The following is a 20,515-nucleotide window of genomic DNA, read 5'->3' as shown; positions in this document are numbered from 1 at the left end:
GAGCGGGAACGTACAGGAAAGTAGCACCGGCATGACTCACGAGAACAAGTTCCGCGACCTGGTCAAGAAGATGGCCGTCGATCTGCGCCAGGCGCGCGCACGCGTCGACGAACTGGAGGAGCGCGACCACGAACCCGTCGCGGTGGTCGGGATCGGCTGCCGCTTCCCCGGCGGGGCGAACACCCCCGAGGCGCTGTGGGACCTGCTCACGGAGGAACGCGAGACCCTCGGCGCGTTCCCCACGGACCGCGACTGGGACCTGGAGGGCCTGTTCGCCCCGGACCCCGACGCCCCCGGGAGCACCTACGTGCGAGCGGCGAGCTTCCTCGACGGAGCCGGAGACTTCGACCCCGCGTTCTTCGGCGTGAACCCGCGCGAGGCATTGGCCATGGACCCCCAGCACCGGCTGGTGCTGGAGACCGCCTGGGAGGGTCTGGAGCGCGCCGGGATCGTCCCGTCCACCCTGCGCTCCACCCCCACCGGAGTGTTCGTGGGCATGGTCGGGCAGACCTACGGCCCGCCCGTCCAGGACTCCACCGCCGAACTCATCGGCTACCGGATGCTCGGCGCGATGCCCGCCGTGGCCGCCGGACGCCTCTCCTACACCCTGGGGCTGGAGGGCCCGGCGGTGACCGTCGACACCGCCTGCTCCTCCTCCCTGGTCGCCCTGAACCTGGCCATGCGCTCCCTGCGCTCCGGTGAGACCGGGCTGGCCCTGGCCGGGGGCGCCACCGTCTTCACCGACACCTCCTCCTGGGTCTCCTTCTCCGGCCACGGCGCGCTCGCCGGGGACGGCCGCTGCAAGGCCTTCTCCGAGCACGCCGACGGCACCGGTTGGGGGGAGGCCGCGGGCATGCTCGTGCTCGAACGCCTCTCCGACGCCCGCCGCAACGGACACCGCGTACTCGCGGTCCTGCGCGGCGGCGCCATCGGTCAGGACGGCGCCAGCAGCGGACTGACCGCCCCCAGCGGGCCCGCCCAGGAACGGGTGATCCGCCAGGCGCTCGCCGACGCCCGTCTGACCCCCGGCGAGGTCGACGCTGTGGAGGCCCACGGCACCGGCACCCGGCTCGGTGACCCGATCGAGGCCAACGCCCTGCTGGCCACCTACGGCCGCGACCGCACCGGCGACCCCCTGTGGCTGGGATCCCTGAAGTCCAACATCGGGCACACCGCGGCCGCCGCCGGGGTGTCCGGGGTGATCAAGATGATCCTGGCGATGCGCGAGGGGATCCTGCCGCGCACCCTCCACGTGGAACGGCCCACCTCCCATGTGGACTGGGCCTCGGGCTCCGTGGAACTGCTCACCGAGGCCCGCTCCTGGCCCGACACCGGACGGCCCCGGCGCGCCGGGGTGTCGTCGTTCGGGGCCAGCGGCACCAACGCCCACGTCATCGTCGAGCAGGCCCCGGATCCCGAACCCGCCCCCGAGACCGACCCCGGCGCGCGGCCGGTCACGCTCTCCCGGCCCACCGGCCCCGCCCCGGTTCCGGCCCCGATCCCGTGGGTGCTCTCCGCGCAGACCCCCGACGCGCTCGACGCCCAGGCCGACGCCCTGCGCGCCCACGTCGAGGCCCACCCGGACCTGGACCCCGCCGACGTCGCCTGGGGCCTGGCCACGGAACGCGAGGCCCTGCCGCACCGCGCCGCCGTGGTCGGCACCGACCGCGCCGCCCTCCTCGGCGGCCTGGCCGCTCTGCGGGAGAACACCAGGGAACCGGGGACCGTACGCGGACGCGCCCACGAGGGCCGCACCGTCTTCGTCTACCCCGGCCAGGGCTCCCAGTGGCCCGCGATGGCACGCGAACTCCTGGACTCCTCTCCGGTCTTCGCTGACCGGATCGCGGACTGCGAACGGGCCCTCAGCCCCCATGTCGACTGGTCGCTGACCGACGTGCTGCTCCAGCGTGACGGCGCGCCGCCGCTGGACCGGGCCGACGTCGTCCCGCAGGCGCTGTGGGCGGTCATGATCGCGCTCACCGCGCTGTGGTCCTCCCACGGCATCCGCCCGGACGCGGTGGTCGGTCACTCCCAGGGCGAGGTCGCCGCCGCCCACGTGGCCGGTGCCCTGTCCCTGGAGGACTCCGCCAAGGTCATCGCCCTGCGCAGCCGCGCCGTCCGCGCGCTGGTCGGCAACGGCGCCATGGCCGTGCTCGCGCAGGGGGAGGAGCGGGTGCGCGACCGCCTCTCCGAGTTCGGTGACCTCCACGTGGCGGTGGTCAACAGCCCCGGGACCACGGTGGTCGGCGGAGACCACGCCGCCGTCGACCGGATCGTCGCCGCCTACGAGGCCGAGGGCGTCCGCGCGCGGGTCTTCTCCGCCGACGTCGTCTCCCACATCCCCCGCACCGAACCGGTCCGCGCCGAACTCCTGGAGTCCCTGGCCGACATCCGGCCGCGGCGCCCGGACATCCCCGTCTACTCGCCCGTCACCGGAGGCCTGCTGGACCGGCCGATGGACGCCGACTACTGGTACGCGGGACTGAGCCGACCGGTGCTCTTCCAGAAGGCCACCGAAGCGCTCCTGGCCACCGGCCACACCGTGTTCGTCGAGGCCAGCGCCCACCCGGTCCTGACCGTGCCGGTCCAGGAGACCGTGGCCGAGTCCGTCGAGCGGGCCACCGCCGTCCCCACCCTGCGCCGCGACGACGGCGGCCCCGAACGGTTCCTGACCTCGCTCGCCCACGCCCACGTCGCCGGGGCCACCCCCGACTGGTCCACCGTCCTCGACGGCCCCCGCGCCCCCGTGGACCTGCCCACCTACCCCTTCCAGCACCAGCGGCTCTGGATCACCGGGGGCCGGAGCGGCGGCGACGTGTCCGCCGCGGGCCTGGAGACCGAGGACCACCCCCTCCTCGGCGCCGCCCTGCCACTGGCGGAGACCGGAACCACCCTGTTCACCGGCCGGGTCTCGCGGCGGAGCCACCCCTGGCTGACCGACCACGCGGCGGGGGACACCGTCCTGCTGCCCGGGACGGCCCTGCTCGAACTGGCCCTGAACGTGGGGGAGCGCCTCGACAGCCCCCACGTCGAGGAGATCGTCGTCCAGGCCCCCCTGATCCTGCCCGCGACCGGCGCGGCGCAGCTCCAGGTGACCGTCGAGGCCGCCGACTCCGAAGGGCGCCGGGCCTTCGCCGTGCACGCCCGCCAGGCCGGTGACCCCAACGCCCCCGACCTGGGGGACCGGCCCTGGACCCGGCACGCGAGCGGCGTCCTGGCTCCCGAACCCGCGCGCGCGGGCGAGGACCTGGTCGCCTGGCCGCCGCCCGGCGCCGACCCCCTGCCCGTCTCCGACCTCTACACCCGCATGGGCGACATCGGCTACACCTACGGCCCCGCCTTCCGCGGGCTCATCGCCGCGTGGCGGCTGGGCGAGGAGGTCTACGCCGAGATCGAACTGCCCGACCCCCAACGGGCCGACGCCGCCCGGTTCGGACTCCACCCCGCCCTGGCCGACGCCGCCCAGCACGCCGTCGCCTGCGCCCCCTGGATGCCCACCGACGGGATCCGCCTGCCCTTCACCTGGAGCGGTGTCACCCTCCACACGGCCGGGGCCACCAGGCTCCGGGTCCGTGTACGGCCCACCGGCACCGACGAGGTCGCCATGGTGCTGGCCGACGGCACCGGCGCGGCCGTGGCCACCGTCGACTCCCTGGTCCTGAGGGCCCCGGCGGACGGCCCCGTCGCCGCCGCCCCGGCCGACGACCTCTTCCACGTCACCTGGACCCCCGCCGCCACCGAACCTGCGGCGGAACACCAGGTGTGGGCGGTGCTCGGGGAGGACATCCTGGACACCGCGGCCGCGCTCACCGCCTCCGGGCACACCGTGCGCGTCCACGCCGACGCCGACGCGCTCACCCGCGCGCTCGACTCCGGTGCTCCGGTCCCCGACCGGATCCTGCTGCCCTACCTGTCCCGCCCCGCCGAACCCGGTCCCGCGCACGTGCACACCGTGCTCAAGCACGTCGTGGCCCAGACCCAGCGCCTGCTCTCCGACGACCGGGCGGCCACCGCCCGCCTGGTGCTGCTCACCCACGGGGCGGTCGCCACCGGCCCGGACGAGGACGTCCCCGACCTCGTGCACGCGCCCCTGTGGGGCTTCGTGCGCTCCGCCGAACACGAGCACCCGGGCCGGTTCGCGATCGTGGACACCGACGACCCGGGCCGCACCGCGCCGCTCCTGGTCAGCGCGCTCACCGGCGGCGCCCACCAGTCGGCCGTCCGCGCCGGGGCCCTCCTCGAACCGCGCCTGGCCCGCACCGAACCGCAGGGTGCCCCGATCGACTTCGGTGACGGGACGGTCCTGGTCACCGGGGCCACCGGCGCCCTGGGCGGGGAGGTCGCGCGCCACCTGGTCGACCGGCACGGCGTCACCGACCTCCTCCTCGTCAGCCGCAGGGGCCCCGACGCCAAGGGCGCCACCGAACTCAGGGAGGACCTGCTGGCGCGCGGGGCCTCGGCCACCCTCACCGCGTGCGACACCGCCGACCGGTCCGGGTTGGCCCAACTGCTCTCCCGGCACCGGGTCTCCGCCGTGGTGCACGTGGCAGCCACCCTGGACGACGGTCTGCTCACCTCACTCACCCCCGAGGGGATCGACCACGTCCTGTACCCCAAGGTCGACGCCGCCTGGAACCTGCACGAACTCACCGACGACCTGTCGGCCTTCGTGCTGTTCTCTTCTGCCGCCGGGACCCTGGGCAGCCCCGGACAGACCGACTACAGCGCCGCCAACGTGTTCGTCGACATGCTCGCCCACCACCGGAGGGCCCACGGCCTGCCCGCCACCTCCCTGTCCTGGGGCATGTGGGAGCGGCGCGGCGAGAACACGGCCAAGCTGGGGGAGAGCGACATCGTCCGCTACGCCCGGCTCGGCATGGCCGGGCCCGTCGCCACCGACCACGGACTGCGGCTGTTCGACGCCGCGCTCGGCAGCGGCCATCCGCACCTGCTGCCCGTCCCCATGGACCTGGCCGGGGCGCGTGCCCGGGCGGCCAGGTCCGGGGAGGTCGCCACGATGCTGCGCGGACTGGTCCGTCCGCCCCGGCGCCGGGCCGGCACGAGCGGCCCCTCCGCAGACGACCTGCGGCGCGCCCTGGCCGCGACCCCGCAGGAACAGCGCCACGGGGTGGTGCTCGACCTGGTCCTGGGCCGTACCACGGAGGTCCTGGGGCAGGGTGCGGCCGAGGCCGTCACCGCGGACTCGCCCTTCCTGGAGATGGGCTTCGACTCGCTGACCGCGATCGAACTGCGCAACCACCTCAGCTCGGCCACCGGGCTGCGGCTGCCCGCCGGGCTGGCCTTCGCACACCCCACCCCGGCCGCGCTGGCCGCGTTCCTGAACGGCGAACTCACCGGCACCGTCGAGGAGGCGCCCCGGGAACGGCGGGACACCTCCGACAGCGCGCTCGTGGACCTGTTCGTGCGGACCTGCGAACAGGGCAAGATCGTCCAGGGGCTGGACCTGATCTGGGCGGCCTCCCAGGTGCGCCCCACGTTCGACGGGCCCGATCAGATCAGCGAACCCCGCGTCCCGGTCCGCCTGTCCAAGGAGGGCGGCGGCGTGCGACTCATCTGCCTGCCGTCGGTCCTGATGATCTCCGGGGTGCAGGAGTACGCCCGGTTCGCGGGCGGTGTGCGCGGACTGCGCGAGGTGGACGTCATCCCGCAGCCCGGGTTCGCCGCCGGGGAACCCCTGCCCGCCTCCATCGAGGCGGTCACCCGGGTCCTGGCCGACGCCGTCGTCGAGTGCGCGGAGGGGCGCCCCTTCGTCCTGGTGGGCCGCTCCTCGGGCGGCTGGGTGTCGCACGCGGTGGTCGAACGCCTCGAACGTCTCGGCCACCCTCCCCGCGCCTCCGCCATGATGGACACGCCCCACCCCAGCGACCTCGCGACCATGCCCACGCTGGAGACCAACGTCGTCGAGCGCGGCGAGATGCTCGGCATCATGGACGGGGTACGGCTCACCGCGATGGGCGCCTACCTGCGCCTGTTCCGGGACTGGCGGCCCGGGCCCGTCCGCACCCCCACGGTGGTCCTGCGGCCGGAGGAACCCACCTTCGACCGCGAGGGCGTGGCGGTGCCGCCGTTCACCTGGGACCTCCCGCACGACGTCCTGCGGGTGCCCGGCGACCACTTCACCATGCTGGAGGGGCACGTGGACGTGGTCGGCCGCGCCCTGCACGACTGGTTGGAGGAGCGCGGCCTGTGAGAGGCGCCGCACCGGAACAACTCCGACATCCCGGGCGTTGCCCCTGAGGCGCGCCCGGGACGTCCCGTCCGGCACGGGCCCGTCCCGCCCAGAACCGTGCCCGCCGGGAAAACCGGTTGCCAGCCCTCCTAACCTTGAGTACTGATGAGCACCACCACGCCCGCGCCCGCCACGGACCAGCTCCGTTCCCGGTTGCGCGACCTCATGCCCGCCGACCGGCACCGTCTGCGTCGCCGTATCGACGGTCTGGCCAGAATCCGTGACGAGCGCCGCCGCGCCTCGGTGACCGCCCAGATCTCGGGCGACATCGACCGCGCGGAACTCCGCGTGGGCCTGCGCCGCGAGGCCGTCCCCGAGCTCAGCTACCCCGAGGACCTGCCGGTCAGCGCCCGGCGCGAGGACATCGCGGAGGCCATCCGCGACAACCAGGTCGTCATCGTCGCCGGAGAGACCGGCTCCGGGAAGACGACCCAGCTCCCGAAGATCTGTCTGGAGCTGGGGCGCGGCGTCATGGGCACCGTGGGCCACACCCAGCCCCGCCGCCTGGCCGCCCGCACCGTCGCGGAGCGCATCGCCGACGAGATCGGCACACCCCTGGGCGAGACGGTCGGCTACAAGGTCCGGTTCACCGACTCCTCGAACGACAGCACGCTGGTCAAGCTGATGACCGACGGCATCCTGCTCGCGGAGATCCAGCACGACCGCATGCTGCGGCAGTACGACACGCTCATCATCGACGAGGCGCACGAGCGCAGCCTCAACATCGACTTCCTGCTCGGCTACCTCAAACAGCTCCTGCCCAAGCGGCCGGACCTGAAGGTCGTCATCACCTCCGCGACCATCGACCCGGAACGGTTCTCCCGCCACTTCGACGACGCCCCCATCGTCGAGGTCTCCGGGCGCACCTACCCGGTCGAGGTCCGCTACCGGCCCATCTCCGAGGACATTCTCGACCCCGAGGAGAAGAACCCCGGCCCGGGAACCGACAAGGACCAGACCCAGGCCATCCTGGACGCCGTCGACGAACTCTCCAACGAGGACCCCGGGGACGTCCTGGTCTTCCTCAGCGGGGAGCGCGAGATCCGCGACACCGCCGAGGCCCTCGAGAAGAAGAAGATCCGGGGCCTGGAGGTACTTCCCCTCTACGCGCGCCTGTCCGTGGCCGAGCAGAAACGCGTGTGGTCCCGGCACGGCGGCCGCCGCGTCGTCCTGGCCACCAACGTGGCCGAGACCTCGTTGACGGTCCCCGGCATCAAGTACGTGATCGACCCCGGCACCGCGCGCATCTCCCGGTACTCGCACCGCACCAAGGTGCAGCGCCTGCCCATCGAGGCGGTCTCACAGGCCTCCGCCAACCAGCGCAAGGGCCGCTGCGGCCGTGTGTCCGAGGGCATCTGCATCCGGCTCTACTCCGAGGAGGACTTCCTCTCCCGCCCGGAGTACACCGACCCGGAGATCCTGCGCACCAACCTCGCCTCGGTCATCCTCCAGATGGCCGCGCTGGGCCTGGGCGACGTCGCCGCCTTCCCGTTCGTGGACGGCCCCGACCACCGGCAGATCAAGGACGGCGTCAACCTGCTGTCCGAACTCGGCGCCCTCCTGCCCGAGAACCGGGACGAACCCCACCGTCAGCGCCGCCTGACCCCGACCGGACGCCGCCTCGCCCAGCTGCCCATCGACCCCCGCCTGGGCCGTATGGTCCTGGAGGCCGAGAAGCGCGACTGTCTGGCCGAGGTCATGGTCATCACCTCGGCCCTGTCCATCCAGGACCCCCGCGAGCGCCCCACCGAGAAACAGCAGCAGGCCCAGCAGGCGCACGCCAGGTTCACGGACAAGGAATCGGACTTCCTCGCCTTCCTCAACCTGTGGAACCACCTGCGCGACAGGCAACAGGAGCTGTCCGGCAACCAGTTCCGCCGGATGTGCCGCGACGAGTTCCTCAACTACCTGCGGGTACGCGAGTGGCAGGACATCCACGGCCAGCTCAAGCAGGTCCTGCGCACGATGGACATCGAGGTCCCGCCGCTGCGCGAGGAGGCCGCCGACCCGCGCTCCGTGCACATGTCGCTGCTGGCCGGTCTGCTCTCGCACGTCGGCCTCAAGGACCCGGACAAGCACGAGTACCTGGGCGGCCGGGGAGCGCGGTTCGCGATCTTCCCCGGCTCCGCGCTGTTCAAGAAGCAGCCCCGCTTCGTGATGGTCGGTGAACTGGTGGAGACCTCCAAGCTCTGGGGCCGCATGGTCGCCAGGATCGAGCCGGAGTGGGCCGAGGAACTCGGCGCGGACATCGTGAAGCGCGGCTACAGCGAACCGCACTGGGAGCGCAAGCGCGGCGCCGTCATGGCCTACGAGCGGGTCACCCTCTACGGGGTGCCCATCGTCGTGCAGCGCAAGGTCTCCTACGGGAGGATCGACCCCGAACTCTCCCGGGAGCTGTTCATCCGCCGTGCCCTCGTCGAGGGCGACTGGGAGACCCGGCACCAGTTCTTCCACGACAACCGCAAGCTGCTCGACGAGGTCGAGGACCTGGAGCACCGCGCCCGCCGCCGCGACATCGTGGTGGACGACGACACGCTGTTCGACTTCTACGACCGTCGCGTGGCGGACAGCGCCGTCTCCGCCGCCCACTTCGACTCGTGGTGGAAGAAGGCACGCCGCACCGAGCCCGCGCTCCTCGACTTCACCCGCGAGGAACTCATCAACGACGGTGTGGAGGGAGTCAGTGAGGACGACTACCCGGACGTGTGGCGCCAGGGCGCGTTCGTCTTCGCGCTCACCTACCAGTTCGAGCCGGGCAGCGACTCCGACGGCGTCACCGCGCACATCCCGGTGAAGTTCCTCAACCAGGTGGAGAACACCGGCTTCGACTGGCAGATCCCCGGCCTGCGCGACGAGCTCATCACCGCGATGATCCGCTCGCTGCCGAAGCCGCTGCGCCGCAACTTCGTCCCCGTCCCGGACAACGCGGCCCGCGCCCGGGGAGGGATCACCCCCTACGAGGGCTCCCTCACCGAGGCGCTGGCCGCCGAACTCACCGTGATGGCGCACGGAGAACGCGTCCGCCCGGAGGACTTCCAGCTGGACCGGGTCCCCGACCACCTGCGGATCACCTTCCGCGCCCTGGACGACCGCGGGCGCACGCTGGCCGAGTCCAAGGACCTCGAACAGCTCCGCGCCAAGCTCAAGCCGCGCCTGCGCGAGGCGATCGCCACCGAGGCCAAGGGCGTGGAGAAGAAGGGGATCACCTCCTGGGACTTCGGTCCGCTGGAGCAGACCCTGGAACGCAAGGCCCTGGGGCCCAAGGTCAAGGGGTATCCCGCTCTGGTCGACGAGGGCGAGAGCGTCGCGATCCGCATCTTCGACACCCGGCCCGAACAGCGCGCGGCCATGCGCGCGGGCACCCGGCGCCTGCTCATGCTCACCATCCCGTCCCCCGCGACGGCGGTCAGCAAGGGCCTGAACAACCCGGACAAGCTCGCCCTGGCGGACAACCCGCACGGGTCGATCCGCAGGATGCTGGAGGACGCCGAGGCCGCCGCCGTCGACCACCTGCTCACCCGCGAGGGCGGGCCGGTGTGGAACGCCGACGACTTCGCCCGGCTCTGCGACCGGGTGCGCGCCGACCTGGGCGACACCCTCGCGGAGATCCTGGACCGCACCGCGCGCGTGCTCGTGCTGTGGCGCAAGGTCAGCAAGAAGGTCAAGGGCACCACCTCCCTGGCGGTCCTGCCGTCCCTCAACGACGTCCAGGGTCAGCTGGGCGACCTCGTGGGCGACGGGTTCGTCACCCGCACGGGGCCGGCCCGCCTGGACGACGTGCACCGGTACCTGCGCGGGATCGAGTACCGGCTGGGCAAGCTCCCCGAGAACCCGCGCCGCGACCAGGTCAACATGTCCAAGGTCGAACAGATGCGCCAGGCCGTGGCGAAGGTCCGCGGGTCGCTCCCGGCGGGCCGGGCCGACGACCCGGACGTGGTGGAACTGCGCTGGATGTTGGAGGAGTACCGGGTCAGCCTCTTCGCCCAGGAACTGCGGACCGCCTACCCGGTCTCGGACAAACGCATCATGAAGGCGATCGAGGCCGTCAAGGACGCGGGCAGGCGGCCCTAGGCGCGGAGGGTCGTCCCACCGGGGCGACCCTCCGCGGCCCCTCCTACCGAGGGCCGGGGCCGGCGGCGGCGTGCCTTCCGGCCTTCGCCGCGAAGAAGTCGCCGCCCTTGCGCAGGGTGTCGTCCGTGCCCCAGGACTCCTCCGCGCCGACCCGGCGCAGGTGCGGGATGTGCTTGCGGCAGTGGATGTAGGCCTCCTCGACCTGCACCATCATCCACATCTGCGCACGCTGCCCCGGAACCTGCGGCAGGGGCAGGCTCGGGACGTGCGGGCGCAGCGTCTCGTCCTCCATGATCTTCACCCGGCCGTTGACGTGCAGGCCGATCCGCTCCCGCTCGAAGTCGAGGAACATCAGCCCGATGTGCGGGTTCTCCAGGATGTTGCCCGCGCTGGCGAACACGCCGTTGCCCCGGTACTCGGGGTAGGCCAGGGTCCGGTCGTCGATGACGTGGACGAACCCGGGCGGCCCGGCCCGGAAACTGGAGTCGCACTCGCCCCGGGCGTCCGCCGTGGCGACGAACAGCATCTCCTGGCGGGCGATGAACTCCTTCATGAGCGGGTTCAGGTGGTCCAGCATCTGGTCGCGGTAGAAGCGGTCGGCCCGTTCGGCGGTGCCCATGACCGCCTGCACGTGGCGTTCTCCCTCGGTCCCGGGCGTACGGTTCTGATGGCTCTGAGTCATGGACGAAGGCTTTCGACGGGGGTGAGAGGAGGTGGGGTGCGGGTCCGCGTCAGCGTCGCCGGTGGGACGTGTGCGCGGGTTGGGGGGCCTGTTCGGCCCCGGCGATCATGTTCGCGGTGATCCACTGGTAGACGAGCACCCAGGCCGAACTCATCGAGGACGACCAGGTGGGGGAGACCTCGCTGACGGCGCGGACCAGGGCGCGCCCGACGTGCGGGTAGTGCTCGGGCAGCACCCCCAGCTCGTCGCGGTGCTGCCGCCCCAGGCTCTGCAGGTAGCGGGCCACGTCGTCGGGGCTGTCGAGGTACCGCACCACGGACAGCAGGGCGTCCGCCATGCGCTGCTGCTGGGGCTTGATGTCCTCGGAGAACATGCTCCGCACCTCGGGGACCATCATGAACAGGTTCTCGTAGAAGGACCGGGCCAGACGCGTGGATCCCTCGGGGATGTCCACACAGGACTGACGGACCAGCTCGATGATCTCCTGGTCGGGCAACGGCACTTCGGACAGTGAGCGATGGGTCAAGACGAATCCAGACGTCGGGTGAGCGGGGAACCACGGAACGCGATGGGGGACCGGTGTACCGAGGCTCGGGTTCCTCTGGCGGTGGTCTTCGTCCGCGGGGTATCACTCGGTCCCGCGGGTGCAGCGCCGAAACGGTATCCGCTCGCGGCCTCGTCGATCCGAGGCCCGGAACCCGAAGACGAACGGGACAGGTCGGAGTGAGGGGGACCTGACCACCGTTAATCGGGCTGTCGAGGAGGAACTGTAACAGAAGGGCTACGTGAGGCAGAGGATTCTCTTGGTGAGCACCAGGTGAGGGCGCTCCGCGCCGTCCTTCCCCGCCGACGACCGGGACGGTAGCATTCCGGCCGTGGTCTGGACCACGATCCTGCCCGAGGCGACGGAAACGAGACACCCTGTGGACACACCACGACGGCTCCTGCTCGTGGGGACCTACACCCCCGACTCCGACCCGCCCGGCAAGGGCGAGGGCGTCCACCGGGTCTGGTTCGACCCGGAGACCGGCGAGCTGAGCTCGGACGGCGTCGCCGCCCGCACCACCGGACCCTCGTTCCTCGCCTTCCGGCCGGACCCGCCCACGGTGTACGCGGTCAACGAGAGGGCCGAGGGCTCACTCACCGCCTTCCGGGTGCACGGGGACGCCACCCTCACCGAACTCGGCTCCGCGCCCACCGGCGGGGGATCGCCCTGCCACGTCCGCTACCTGGGCCCCGAACGGGTCGCGGTGGCCAACTACGCCAACGGTGTGGTGACCCTCCAGCCCACGGGCGAGGACGGCGCGCTCACGGAACCCCGCCGCGAACTCGCGCACCGGGGCCGCGGTCCGGTCACCGACCGCCAGGACGGCCCCCACGCGCACAGCACCGCGGTGGTCCTCGACTCGCACGACCCCCGCCTGCGCTACCTGCTCGCCGCCGACCTCGGCACGGACGAGCTGCGCGTGTACCACTACGCGACCCCGCTCAACGAGGAGAACCAGGGCCCGGCGCCCGACATCGACGAAGGCCTGCTGGGCACCGTCCGACTGCCCTCCGGCACGGGCCCCCGGCACATGGCCGTCAACGGCCGCCACGTCTACGTCATCGGGGAACTGGACTCCCGAGTGCACGTCGTGCGCTGGAACCCCCGCAACGGCACGGGGGAGCACCTGGGGTCCGTCCCCGCCGTGGGCGACCCCCTCCCGGACAACTTCCCGGCCGAGATCGCGCTCCACCGGCTCAAGGTGGAGGGCCGCGAGATCGCCGACGGCGACGCCCTCCCGATGACCACCACCTACGAGGGGCGCGTCTACGTCTCCAACCGCGGCGCGGACGCGGTCTCGACCTTCGCCGTCCGCGACGAGGGCGCCCGCCTGGAGCACCTGGCCGACACCCCCGTGGGCGCCTGGCCCCGCCACTTCACCGTGGTCCGGGGGCACAACGGCCAGCCCGACCACCTGGTCGTGGCCGCCCAGAACGGGGACTCCCTGATGTCGCTGCGCATCGACCCGGACACCGGAATCCCCGCCGACACCGGCCACCGCCTCGACGTCCCGGTCCCCGTCTGCGTGCTGCCGGTCCCCATCAAACGCATCCAGCGCGCCGAGGCCGCCCAGGGCTGAGCCGCGGGCGCGGATCCACCGTTCCCCGGCCCTCCACGACCCGGGTCCCACCGCCGGTGTGACCCGGGTCCTAGGCGAACCCCTACAACAGGCGTGCCGGGGTTCTGTGTGCCCCGCCTCCTGCCGGGCGCCTCCGCATAACGGACAATGGACGGTGATCCGCTCCCGACTCCTCCCCGAAGGGGACCACGCATGCCCACCACCGTGACGGCCCACGTCCGCTACCGGGGCCTCACCGCGCGCGACCTCGCACTCGTCGCCGTGTTCGCGGCGCTGATCGCCGCGCTCAGCGTCACCGTCGCCATCCCCGTCGGCCCGGTCCCGATCACCCTCCAGACCCTGGGCATCATGCTCGCCCCCAGCCTCCTCGGGTGGAAGCGCGGCAGCCTGGCGATCGCCGCCTTCCTGGCCCTCGGCCTGGCCGGGCTCCCCCTCTTCGCGGGCGGGCGCGGCGGCCTCGGCGTCCTGGCCGGGCCCTCGGCCGGGTTCATCGTGAGCTGGATCTTCGCCGCCCTCGTCATCGGCCTCCTCACGGACCTCATGGTGGCGCGCGGGAGGTACGGCTTCTGGCGGGGCCTGCTCATCAACCTGCTGGGCGGGGTCGTCGTCATCTACGCCGTCGGCGTCCCCTGGATGGCGGTGGTCCTCGGGGACGGCGTCCTCGCCGGGGCCCTGTCCATGGCGGTCTTCCTCCCGGGCGACATCGTCAAGGCCGTGGTCACCGCCGCGATCGCCAGCGCCGTCTTCCGCGCCTACCCCATCCCTCCGGCGGGCCGCCCGGTCATCGACGACCGGGTCACCCGGGAGAACGACTGATGCTCCGCCTCGAAGGGGTCTCCCACTCCTACGACGGCCGCGCGGTGCTGCGGGACGTCAGCCTCGACCTCACCGAGCACCGGATCGGCGTGATCGGGGCCAACGGTTCGGGCAAGTCCACCCTGGCCCGCACGCTGAACGGCCTGGTGCTGCCGGACGCGGGCCGGGTCTCGCTGGGGGAGTGGGACACCCGGCGGCACGCCAAGCAGGTCCGGCGCCGGATCGGCTTCGTCTTCTCCGACGCCGCCAACCAGATCATCATGCCGACGGTGGCCGAGGACGTGGAGATCGGGCTGCGCTCCCTGAGACTGGGCAGGGAGGAGACCGCCCGCCGGGTGGACGAGGTCCTGGAGCGCTACGGGCTCGGTGACCACCGGGACCACCCCGGGCACCTGCTCTCCGGCGGCCAGAAGCAGCTGCTCGCGCTGGCCTCCGTTCTGGTCACCGGGCCCGAGATCCTGGTCTGCGACGAACCCACCACCCTGCTCGACCTGCGCAACACCCGCATGGTGCACCGCACGCTGGCCGGGCTCGACCAGCGGGTCGTCCTGTTCACCCACGACCTGGACCTGCTCACCGACTTCGACCGGGTCCTGGTCATGGCCGAGGGTCGGGTGGCCTTCGACGGCGCACCCGAGGACGCGGTGTCCTTCTACACCAAGCTCATGGACCAGGCGGACACCGCGTGAGCGCGATCGGCCTGTACGTCCCCGGCACCGGGCCCCTGCACCGGATCCCCGCCGGGTCCAAACTCCTGGGCCTCCTGGTGGTCGGCGTCGCCCTGCTGGTCGCCGCCGACCCGTGGGTGTCCCTGGGCGTGTTCGTCGCGAGCCTCGTGGTGTACCCCGTGGTCGGCCTGCACCCGCGTCGGGCCCTGGGGGTCCTGCGGGCGCTGTGGCCGTTCCTGTTGGCCATCGGGGTGTTCCAGGCCCTGTTCGGCGCCTGGGAGGAGGGTGTCCGGCTGTGCGCCCAGCTCGCCTCCCTGGTGCTGTTGGCCAACGCCGTCACCCTCACGACCCGGGTCCGGGAGATGCTGGACCTCTTCGAACGCCTCGCCCGTCCGCTGCGCCACGTGGGAGTCAACCCCGACCGGGTCGCGTTGGTGCTCGCCCTGACCGTCCGGTCGATCCCGATGGTCGCCACCGCCTGGCGCGCCGCCCGTGAGGGCTACCGGGCGCGGGGCCTGTCCGGGCGGCCCCACCTGCTGGTCGTGCCGGTGATCGTCCAACTGCTCCGGATGGCCGACGCCACCGGTGAGGCGCTGGTGGCCCGGGGGATCGACGAGGACACCCGCGTGCGCACGGACTGATCCGGCGGTACCGATTCGGCATCGGGTGGGTGATTCGCGCCGATTGTCCGGGGATAATGTTCGGCACCAGTTCCCACGGTGCAGAACCGGTGATCGCGTGACCAGGCGTTCCCCCACCGAAGGGCGGCCCGCGGCCGTCCTCGTCGCCCTCCTGATGGCCGTCTCCCTGCCCGGAGCGCACCCCGCGATCGACGCCGTCCCCGAGGCCGCGCGGATCGCCCACCCGGCCGCCCCACCCGCTGTCACCTCGCGCGGCGGCACGGCCCTGCCTCCGGGGGAGCGGGCCGCCCTGGCCGCACGCGTCGAGGCCCTCGACACCGAGCACCCGGCGGAGTTCGGGATCGCCGTCCAGGACCTGCGGACCGGCACCACCTTCAGCCACGAGGCGGAGCGGCCGTTCCCCACGGCGAGCGTCGCCAAGCTGACCGTCCTCACCATGCTCCTCATGAGTGCCGAGGAGGAGGGCCGCGCGCTCACCGCGAGCGAACGCGAGCGGGCCGAACGCATGATCAGGTACAGCGACAACTCGGTGGTCGACGACCTCTACCTCCGGATGGGGTTCACCGACGGGTTCCGCCGCCACTCGGAGCGCCTCGGGTTCACCGCCACCGAACCCCACCCCGGCGGTAGCTGGGGCTCCACGAGGACCACCGCGGCCGACCAGATCCGCCTGCTGCGCGCGCTGTACACCGACGAGGGACCGCTCACCGAGGACCACCGCGCCGTCGTCCGCGCACTCATGGAGTCGGTCGCCCCCGAACAGGCCTGGGGCGTCTCCGCCGTCGCCGGTCCCCGGGATACCGCGGGGGTCAAGAACGGTTGGACCCCGCGCGAGTCCGACGGCCTGTGGACCGTCAACAGCGTCGGCCACGTCCGGGGCCCCGACCGCGAGTACCTGGTGGCGGTCCTGTCCGACGGACACCCCGACTACGCCTCGGGTGTCGACCTCGTCGAGGAGCTGGTCACCGAGGTCACCGATGCCATCGAGGGTCGACCCCTGCCCCGCGACGACCTCGCCCCGGCGGCGCACACGTTCCCACCGCACTGACCAAAGCGGGGGAACTCCGGTGCGTGGAGGAGTCCTGACCAGCGCGTTGTGTCAGGGTGAGGAGACGAGGGGTAACGATCCACGGGTCCACCACTGGGGAGACGGCGGCACATGGACAGCTACGGGGTGCAGCTCGGGTTGGTTCTGGCCCTCGTCCTGGTCAACGCGCTGTTCTCGGGCAGTGAGATCGCCCTGATCACCCTCCGCGAGGGCCAGGTCAGGCAGTTGGCCGAACGCGGGGCGGGCGGCAAGGCCGTGGCCCGCCTGGCCGGGGACCCCAACCGCTACCTCGCCACCATCCAGATCGGCATCACCCTCGCCGGGTTCCTCGCCTCCGCGACCGCCGCCGTGTCCCTGGCGCGTCCGCTCGTCGAACCCCTGGGCTTCCTCGGCGCGGCGGCGGCCCCGGTGTCGGTCGTCCTCGTCACGGTCGTCCTCACGTTCGTGACGCTCGTGCTGGGGGAGCTCGCCCCCAAACGCGTCGCGATGCAGCGCGCCGAGACCTGGGCGCTGGCCGTCTCCCGCCCCCTCGACCTGATGGCGACGCTGTCCCGTCCGGTCGTGTGGCTGCTGAGCGCGTCCACCGACCTCCTGGTCAGGCTGACCGGCGGTGACCCCGCGGCGGCCCGGGAGGAGATCTCGGAGGAGGAGCTGCGGGACATGCTCGCCTCCCAGCGCGACATCACCCAGGAACAGCGCACCATCATCACGGGCGCGTTCGAGATCGACGACCGGCGGCTGCGTCAGGTGGTGGTGCCGCGCGGAGAGGTGTTCGTCATCCCGGCCGGGACACCGACCGACGACGCCCTGCGGATGCTCGCCGACCACGGCCACTCCAGGGCGCCGGTGGTGGCCGAGGGCGACCTGGACGAGGTCCTCGGCGTGGTGCACTGGTCCGACCTCGTGCGGGGGACCGGAAGCGTGCGGGAGGTCGCGCGCGAGCCGATGCTGCTCCCCGACTCGCTGGTGGTCTCCCTGGCCCTCGAACGGATGACCGAGGAACGCGCGCAGCTCGCCGTGGTGGTCAACGAGATGGGCTGGATCGAGGGGATCGTCAGCCTGGAGGACCTGCTGGAGGAGATCGTCGGGGAGATCTACGACGAGACCGACACCGACGTCCGTGTGGTCCGGCGGCACGAGGACGGTTCGATGTTGCTGCCGGGCACCTACCCGGTCCACGACCTGTCCGACCTCGACCTGGACCTGCCGGACCCGCCCGAGGGCGACTACGTCACCGTGGCCGGGCTGATCCTCGCCGTGCTGGGACACATCCCGCAGAGCGCGGGGGAGCGGGTGGACTTCGGCGGCTGGACGGCCGAGGTGGCGGAGACCAACGGGCGGACCATCACCGAGGTCCTCGTGCGGCCTGGGACGGACGAACAGCCCTCCTGAGACCCCGGTCCCGGAACCCGGTGGCCGGAACCGGCCACCGGGTGCGACGGCGCCCCGCCGGTGCGGGGCGCCGTGCGGGCCGGTCAGTCCAGGGGACCGCCCGCCACGTACAGGACCTGCCCGGACACGAACCCGGCGTCCTCCCCGGTGAAGAAGGCGACGGCGTTGGCGATGTCCTCCGGGTAGCCGACCCGCTGGACCGGGATCTCGGCCGACTTGAACGCCTTCATGTCGTCGTAGTCGACGCCGATCCGCTCGGCGGTGGCCCGGGTCATCGCGGTCTCGACGAACCCGGGGGCGACCGCGTTGCAGGTGACGCCGAACTTGCCCAGCTCGATGGCGAGGGTCTTGGTGAGGCCCTGGAGCCCGGCCTTGGCCGCCGAGTAGTTGGCCTGGCCCCGGTTACCCAGCGCGGAGGAGCTGGACAGGTTGACGATCCGGCCCCACTTGGCCGCGGTCATGTGCGCCTGGGCGGCCCGGCTCATCAGGAACGACCCGCGCAGGTGGACGCCGAGCACCGTGTCCCAGTCGTCGGCGGACATCCTGAACAGCAGGTTGTCGCGGAGCACGCCCGCGTTGTTGACCAGGATCGCGGGCGGGCCGAGCCGTTCGGTGACGGTGTCGACGGCCGAGGCGACCTGGTCCTCGTCGGAGACGTCGCACCCCACCGCGACGGCCGTGCCTCCGGCCTCCGTGATCCGGTCCGCGACCTCCTGGGCGTCGGACTCCCCGAGGTCCAGCACGGCCACGGCGCGGCCCTCACGGGCCAGGCGCTCGGCTGTCGCGGCGCCGATTCCGCGGGCCGCGCCGGTCACGATCGCCACACGAGGCGTTGGGGACATGGTGTTACCTCCGTAATTCGTGTGCTGGACGCGGGGGAATCCTATCCGCATGCCTACCGGTCGGTACGCGCCCGGGTGGTGGTTGCGCCGCACTTGCGAAACGCTCGGGTAACGCTTCCGCGACAGCTGTTCGATACGTCTCACCTGCGCGCAGGTAATCCTTTCGGGTTCGTGTCCGCGTTTGCCTGCACTTTGCCGGGGCGTGGCCTACGATTGCGTGCAACACCGAGATGCACGTGCATTCGGGTCGTGCACCGGCACGGGCCCTCCCTTTCGTCGGCGGCCCGGCGCGCGAAGCGTCAGTGAGGAGTTGAGGGGCATGGAGTGTGCGGAGGCGGTGGCGAAGCCGACCGGCGCCTGGTGGCTCAGGGTCCTGACCCACGGTTCGCGCCGTTGGAACACCCCGGTCTGCGGTGACCGGCACGACGCCGTCACGTGGACCTTCGAGCCCCGTCCCCGGGCGGTGGCCGCCGCTCGTGAGATTTCCGCGGCCCTGCTCCTCGAATGGCGCATGGAGTACTTGTCCGGTGATGTGGCGGTGGTTGTTTCCGAATTGGTCACCAATGCGGTACGCCACGGTGGACCGCTGGCCTTGACCAGGCAGGGCGAAGCCGGTATTCAGCTGTCCCTCATGCGCAGCGGCGGGGAATTCATCTGTGCCGTTCGTGACGGCGGAGATCGCTTGCCCCACAGAAGGGAAGCGGAGCCCAGCATGGAGGGGGGCAGAGGGCTTGCCCTGGTGAGCGCTTTCGCGCGAGAGTGGGGAGTGATTCCCACACCGCCCGGCGGAAAGTTCGTTTGGGCGCAATTCGTGTGAGTCGATGACATGGGCCCCCTTCTCGGGCGGCCGACCGCTTGGCTGGCCCCGGAGGGGGCTCATCCAGCGGTCCGTCGTCCCGGAGGGGTCGACGGGACCGATCCGTGGGTGCCGCGGGGCGCGGGCTATATCGTGTACGTGTAGTGTCCGGACCGCGCGGCAAAGGGGTTCGGCCGACCCGATACCCTTGTTCGGAGAATGACAGAGAGGCGGCGAAGGTGGATATCGCTCAATTGCGTCAGGGGAGTGGACCCACCGTGCGTCGCATGCTCCTCGGGCACCAGCTGAGGAAGCATCGGGAGCGCAGCGGTCTCACACGAGAGGCCGCTGGCGAGAAGATTCGCGCCTCCGCCTCCAAGATCAGCCGCATGGAACTCGGCCGGGTCGGATTCAAGACCCGTGATATCGAGGACCTCCTGAAGTTGTACGGCGTCACGGACCGGAAGCTGCTCAAGCAATTCCGTGAACTGGCCGCCGAATCCAACAAGCCCGGTTGGTGGAAGGAGTACGGCGACGCCCTCCACAAGTGGTTCATCCGCTACGTGGGCTTCGAGGAGGCCGCCGACCAGATCAGGATCTACGAGTCCCAGTTCGTCCCCGGCCTGCTCCAGACCGAGGAGTACGCCCGCGAGATCATCTCGGGTGGCGTGGACACGGACATGGTGACCGAGCAGCGCATCCAGGCCAGACTCACCAGACAGAAGCACCTGGAAGCCGGGAAGAAGATGTGGATCATCCTCGACGAGGCGGCTGTGCGCCGTCCCATCGGGGGCAGGGAGCGCGGGCCGGAGATCATGGGCGGCCAGCTCCGTCACCTGATCCACCTCTGTGAGAACCACGAGAACGTCACCCTCCAGATCATCCCCTTCGAGGTGGGCGCGCACGCCGCGGAGGCCGGTTCCTTCACGCTGCTGCGCTACTCCGAGTTCGAGCTCTCCGACATCGTCTACCTCGAACAGCTCACCGACGGCGAGGTCATCGACAAGCCCGCCACGGTGGAGGCCTACACCAAGGCCATGACGCGGCTCAGCGTCTCCGCGGCCACCCCCGACGAGACCCTCTCCCTGCTCAAGGACATGTTGAAGGACCTCGAAGGCAACTGACACCGGGACCACAGCCGTCCCCCCGACCGCAGCAGGCGCCCCCGCCGGCCGGTCCGCAC

General features: G+C 71.9%; 13 protein-coding genes. 10 read left to right on the top strand and 3 right to left on the bottom strand.

The window, feature by feature from the left end:
- The first annotated feature begins 31 nt into the window (after positions 1–31).
- Both AC0VYL_RS21325 and hrpA read left to right on the top strand, forming a co-directional pair.
- Positions 32–6,211, top strand: a complete 6,180-nt coding sequence (locus AC0VYL_RS21325; RefSeq protein ID WP_475481314.1) for a type I polyketide synthase — start codon at positions 32–34, stop codon at positions 6,209–6,211.
- 144 nt (positions 6,212–6,355) lie between these two features.
- Positions 6,356–10,321 carry an ATP-dependent RNA helicase HrpA gene (gene hrpA, locus AC0VYL_RS21320; RefSeq protein WP_475481313.1) on the top strand — a complete coding sequence of 1,322 codons (3,966 nt, stop codon included), beginning with the start codon at positions 6,356–6,358 and terminating at the stop codon, positions 10,319–10,321.
- A 43-nt stretch (positions 10,322–10,364) separates the two neighbouring features.
- Here the strand turns inward: hrpA and AC0VYL_RS21315 are convergent, their stop codons facing one another.
- Both AC0VYL_RS21315 and AC0VYL_RS21310 read right to left on the bottom strand, forming a co-directional pair.
- Positions 10,365–11,003, bottom strand: a complete 639-nt coding sequence (locus AC0VYL_RS21315; RefSeq protein WP_475455304.1) for a pyridoxamine 5'-phosphate oxidase family protein — start codon at positions 11,001–11,003, stop codon at positions 10,365–10,367.
- Between the two features lie 49 nt (positions 11,004–11,052).
- On the bottom strand, positions 11,053–11,529 hold the full coding sequence (locus AC0VYL_RS21310; RefSeq protein ID WP_475455302.1) for a globin domain-containing protein: 477 nt from the start codon (positions 11,527–11,529) through the stop codon (positions 11,053–11,055).
- 397 nt (positions 11,530–11,926) lie between these two features.
- Here AC0VYL_RS21310 and AC0VYL_RS21305 point away from each other — a divergent pair, with 397 nt between their 5' ends.
- From AC0VYL_RS21305 to AC0VYL_RS21280, 6 genes are all read left to right on the top strand, one after another.
- The gene (locus tag AC0VYL_RS21305; RefSeq protein WP_475483557.1) at positions 11,927–13,129 is read left to right on the top strand and encodes a lactonase family protein; all 1,203 of its coding nucleotides are present in this window, start codon (positions 11,927–11,929) and stop codon (positions 13,127–13,129) included.
- Positions 13,130–13,321: 192 nt separating this feature from the next.
- The gene (locus AC0VYL_RS21300; protein WP_475455283.1) at positions 13,322–13,945 is read left to right on the top strand and encodes a biotin transporter BioY; all 624 of its coding nucleotides are present in this window, start codon (positions 13,322–13,324) and stop codon (positions 13,943–13,945) included.
- Positions 13,945–14,634: an energy-coupling factor ABC transporter ATP-binding protein gene (locus AC0VYL_RS21295; protein WP_475481312.1), complete on the top strand. Its 690-nt coding sequence runs from the start codon at positions 13,945–13,947 to the stop codon at positions 14,632–14,634. The genes AC0VYL_RS21300 and AC0VYL_RS21295 overlap by 1 nt, the downstream gene beginning before the upstream one ends.
- Positions 14,631–15,254 (top strand): energy-coupling factor transporter transmembrane component T family protein, encoded by a 624-nt coding sequence (locus tag AC0VYL_RS21290; protein ID WP_475481311.1) that lies wholly within the window; start codon positions 14,631–14,633, stop codon positions 15,252–15,254. Before AC0VYL_RS21295 ends, AC0VYL_RS21290 begins: the two co-directional genes overlap by 4 nt.
- A 97-nt stretch (positions 15,255–15,351) precedes the next feature.
- Positions 15,352–16,302 (top strand): serine hydrolase, encoded by a 951-nt coding sequence (locus AC0VYL_RS21285; RefSeq protein ID WP_475481310.1) that lies wholly within the window; start codon positions 15,352–15,354, stop codon positions 16,300–16,302.
- A 111-nt stretch (positions 16,303–16,413) separates the two neighbouring features.
- The gene (locus AC0VYL_RS21280; RefSeq protein ID WP_475481309.1) at positions 16,414–17,694 is read left to right on the top strand and encodes a hemolysin family protein; all 1,281 of its coding nucleotides are present in this window, start codon (positions 16,414–16,416) and stop codon (positions 17,692–17,694) included.
- 83 nt (positions 17,695–17,777) lie between these two features.
- On the opposite strand, the gene AC0VYL_RS21275 is transcribed toward AC0VYL_RS21280, so the two are convergent.
- Positions 17,778–18,536 (bottom strand): SDR family oxidoreductase, encoded by a 759-nt coding sequence (locus AC0VYL_RS21275; RefSeq protein WP_475481308.1) that lies wholly within the window; start codon positions 18,534–18,536, stop codon positions 17,778–17,780.
- A gap of 319 nt (positions 18,537–18,855) precedes the next feature.
- On the opposite strand from AC0VYL_RS21275, the gene AC0VYL_RS21270 reads away from it, so the two are divergent.
- Both AC0VYL_RS21270 and AC0VYL_RS21265 read left to right on the top strand, forming a co-directional pair.
- Positions 18,856–19,353: an ATP-binding protein gene (locus AC0VYL_RS21270; protein WP_475455272.1), complete on the top strand. Its 498-nt coding sequence runs from the start codon at positions 18,856–18,858 to the stop codon at positions 19,351–19,353.
- Positions 19,354–19,619: 266 nt separating this feature from the next.
- Entirely contained in the window at positions 19,620–20,456 is an 837-nt protein-coding gene (locus AC0VYL_RS21265; RefSeq protein ID WP_475463171.1) for a helix-turn-helix domain-containing protein, read from the top strand.
- The last annotated feature ends 59 nt before the right edge of the window (positions 20,457–20,515 follow it).

This window comes from Nocardiopsis sp. iso_238 (assembly GCF_056173325.1).
The sequence above is the reverse complement of the archived record's forward strand: the minus strand, read 5'-3'. Positions and strand labels throughout refer to the sequence as shown.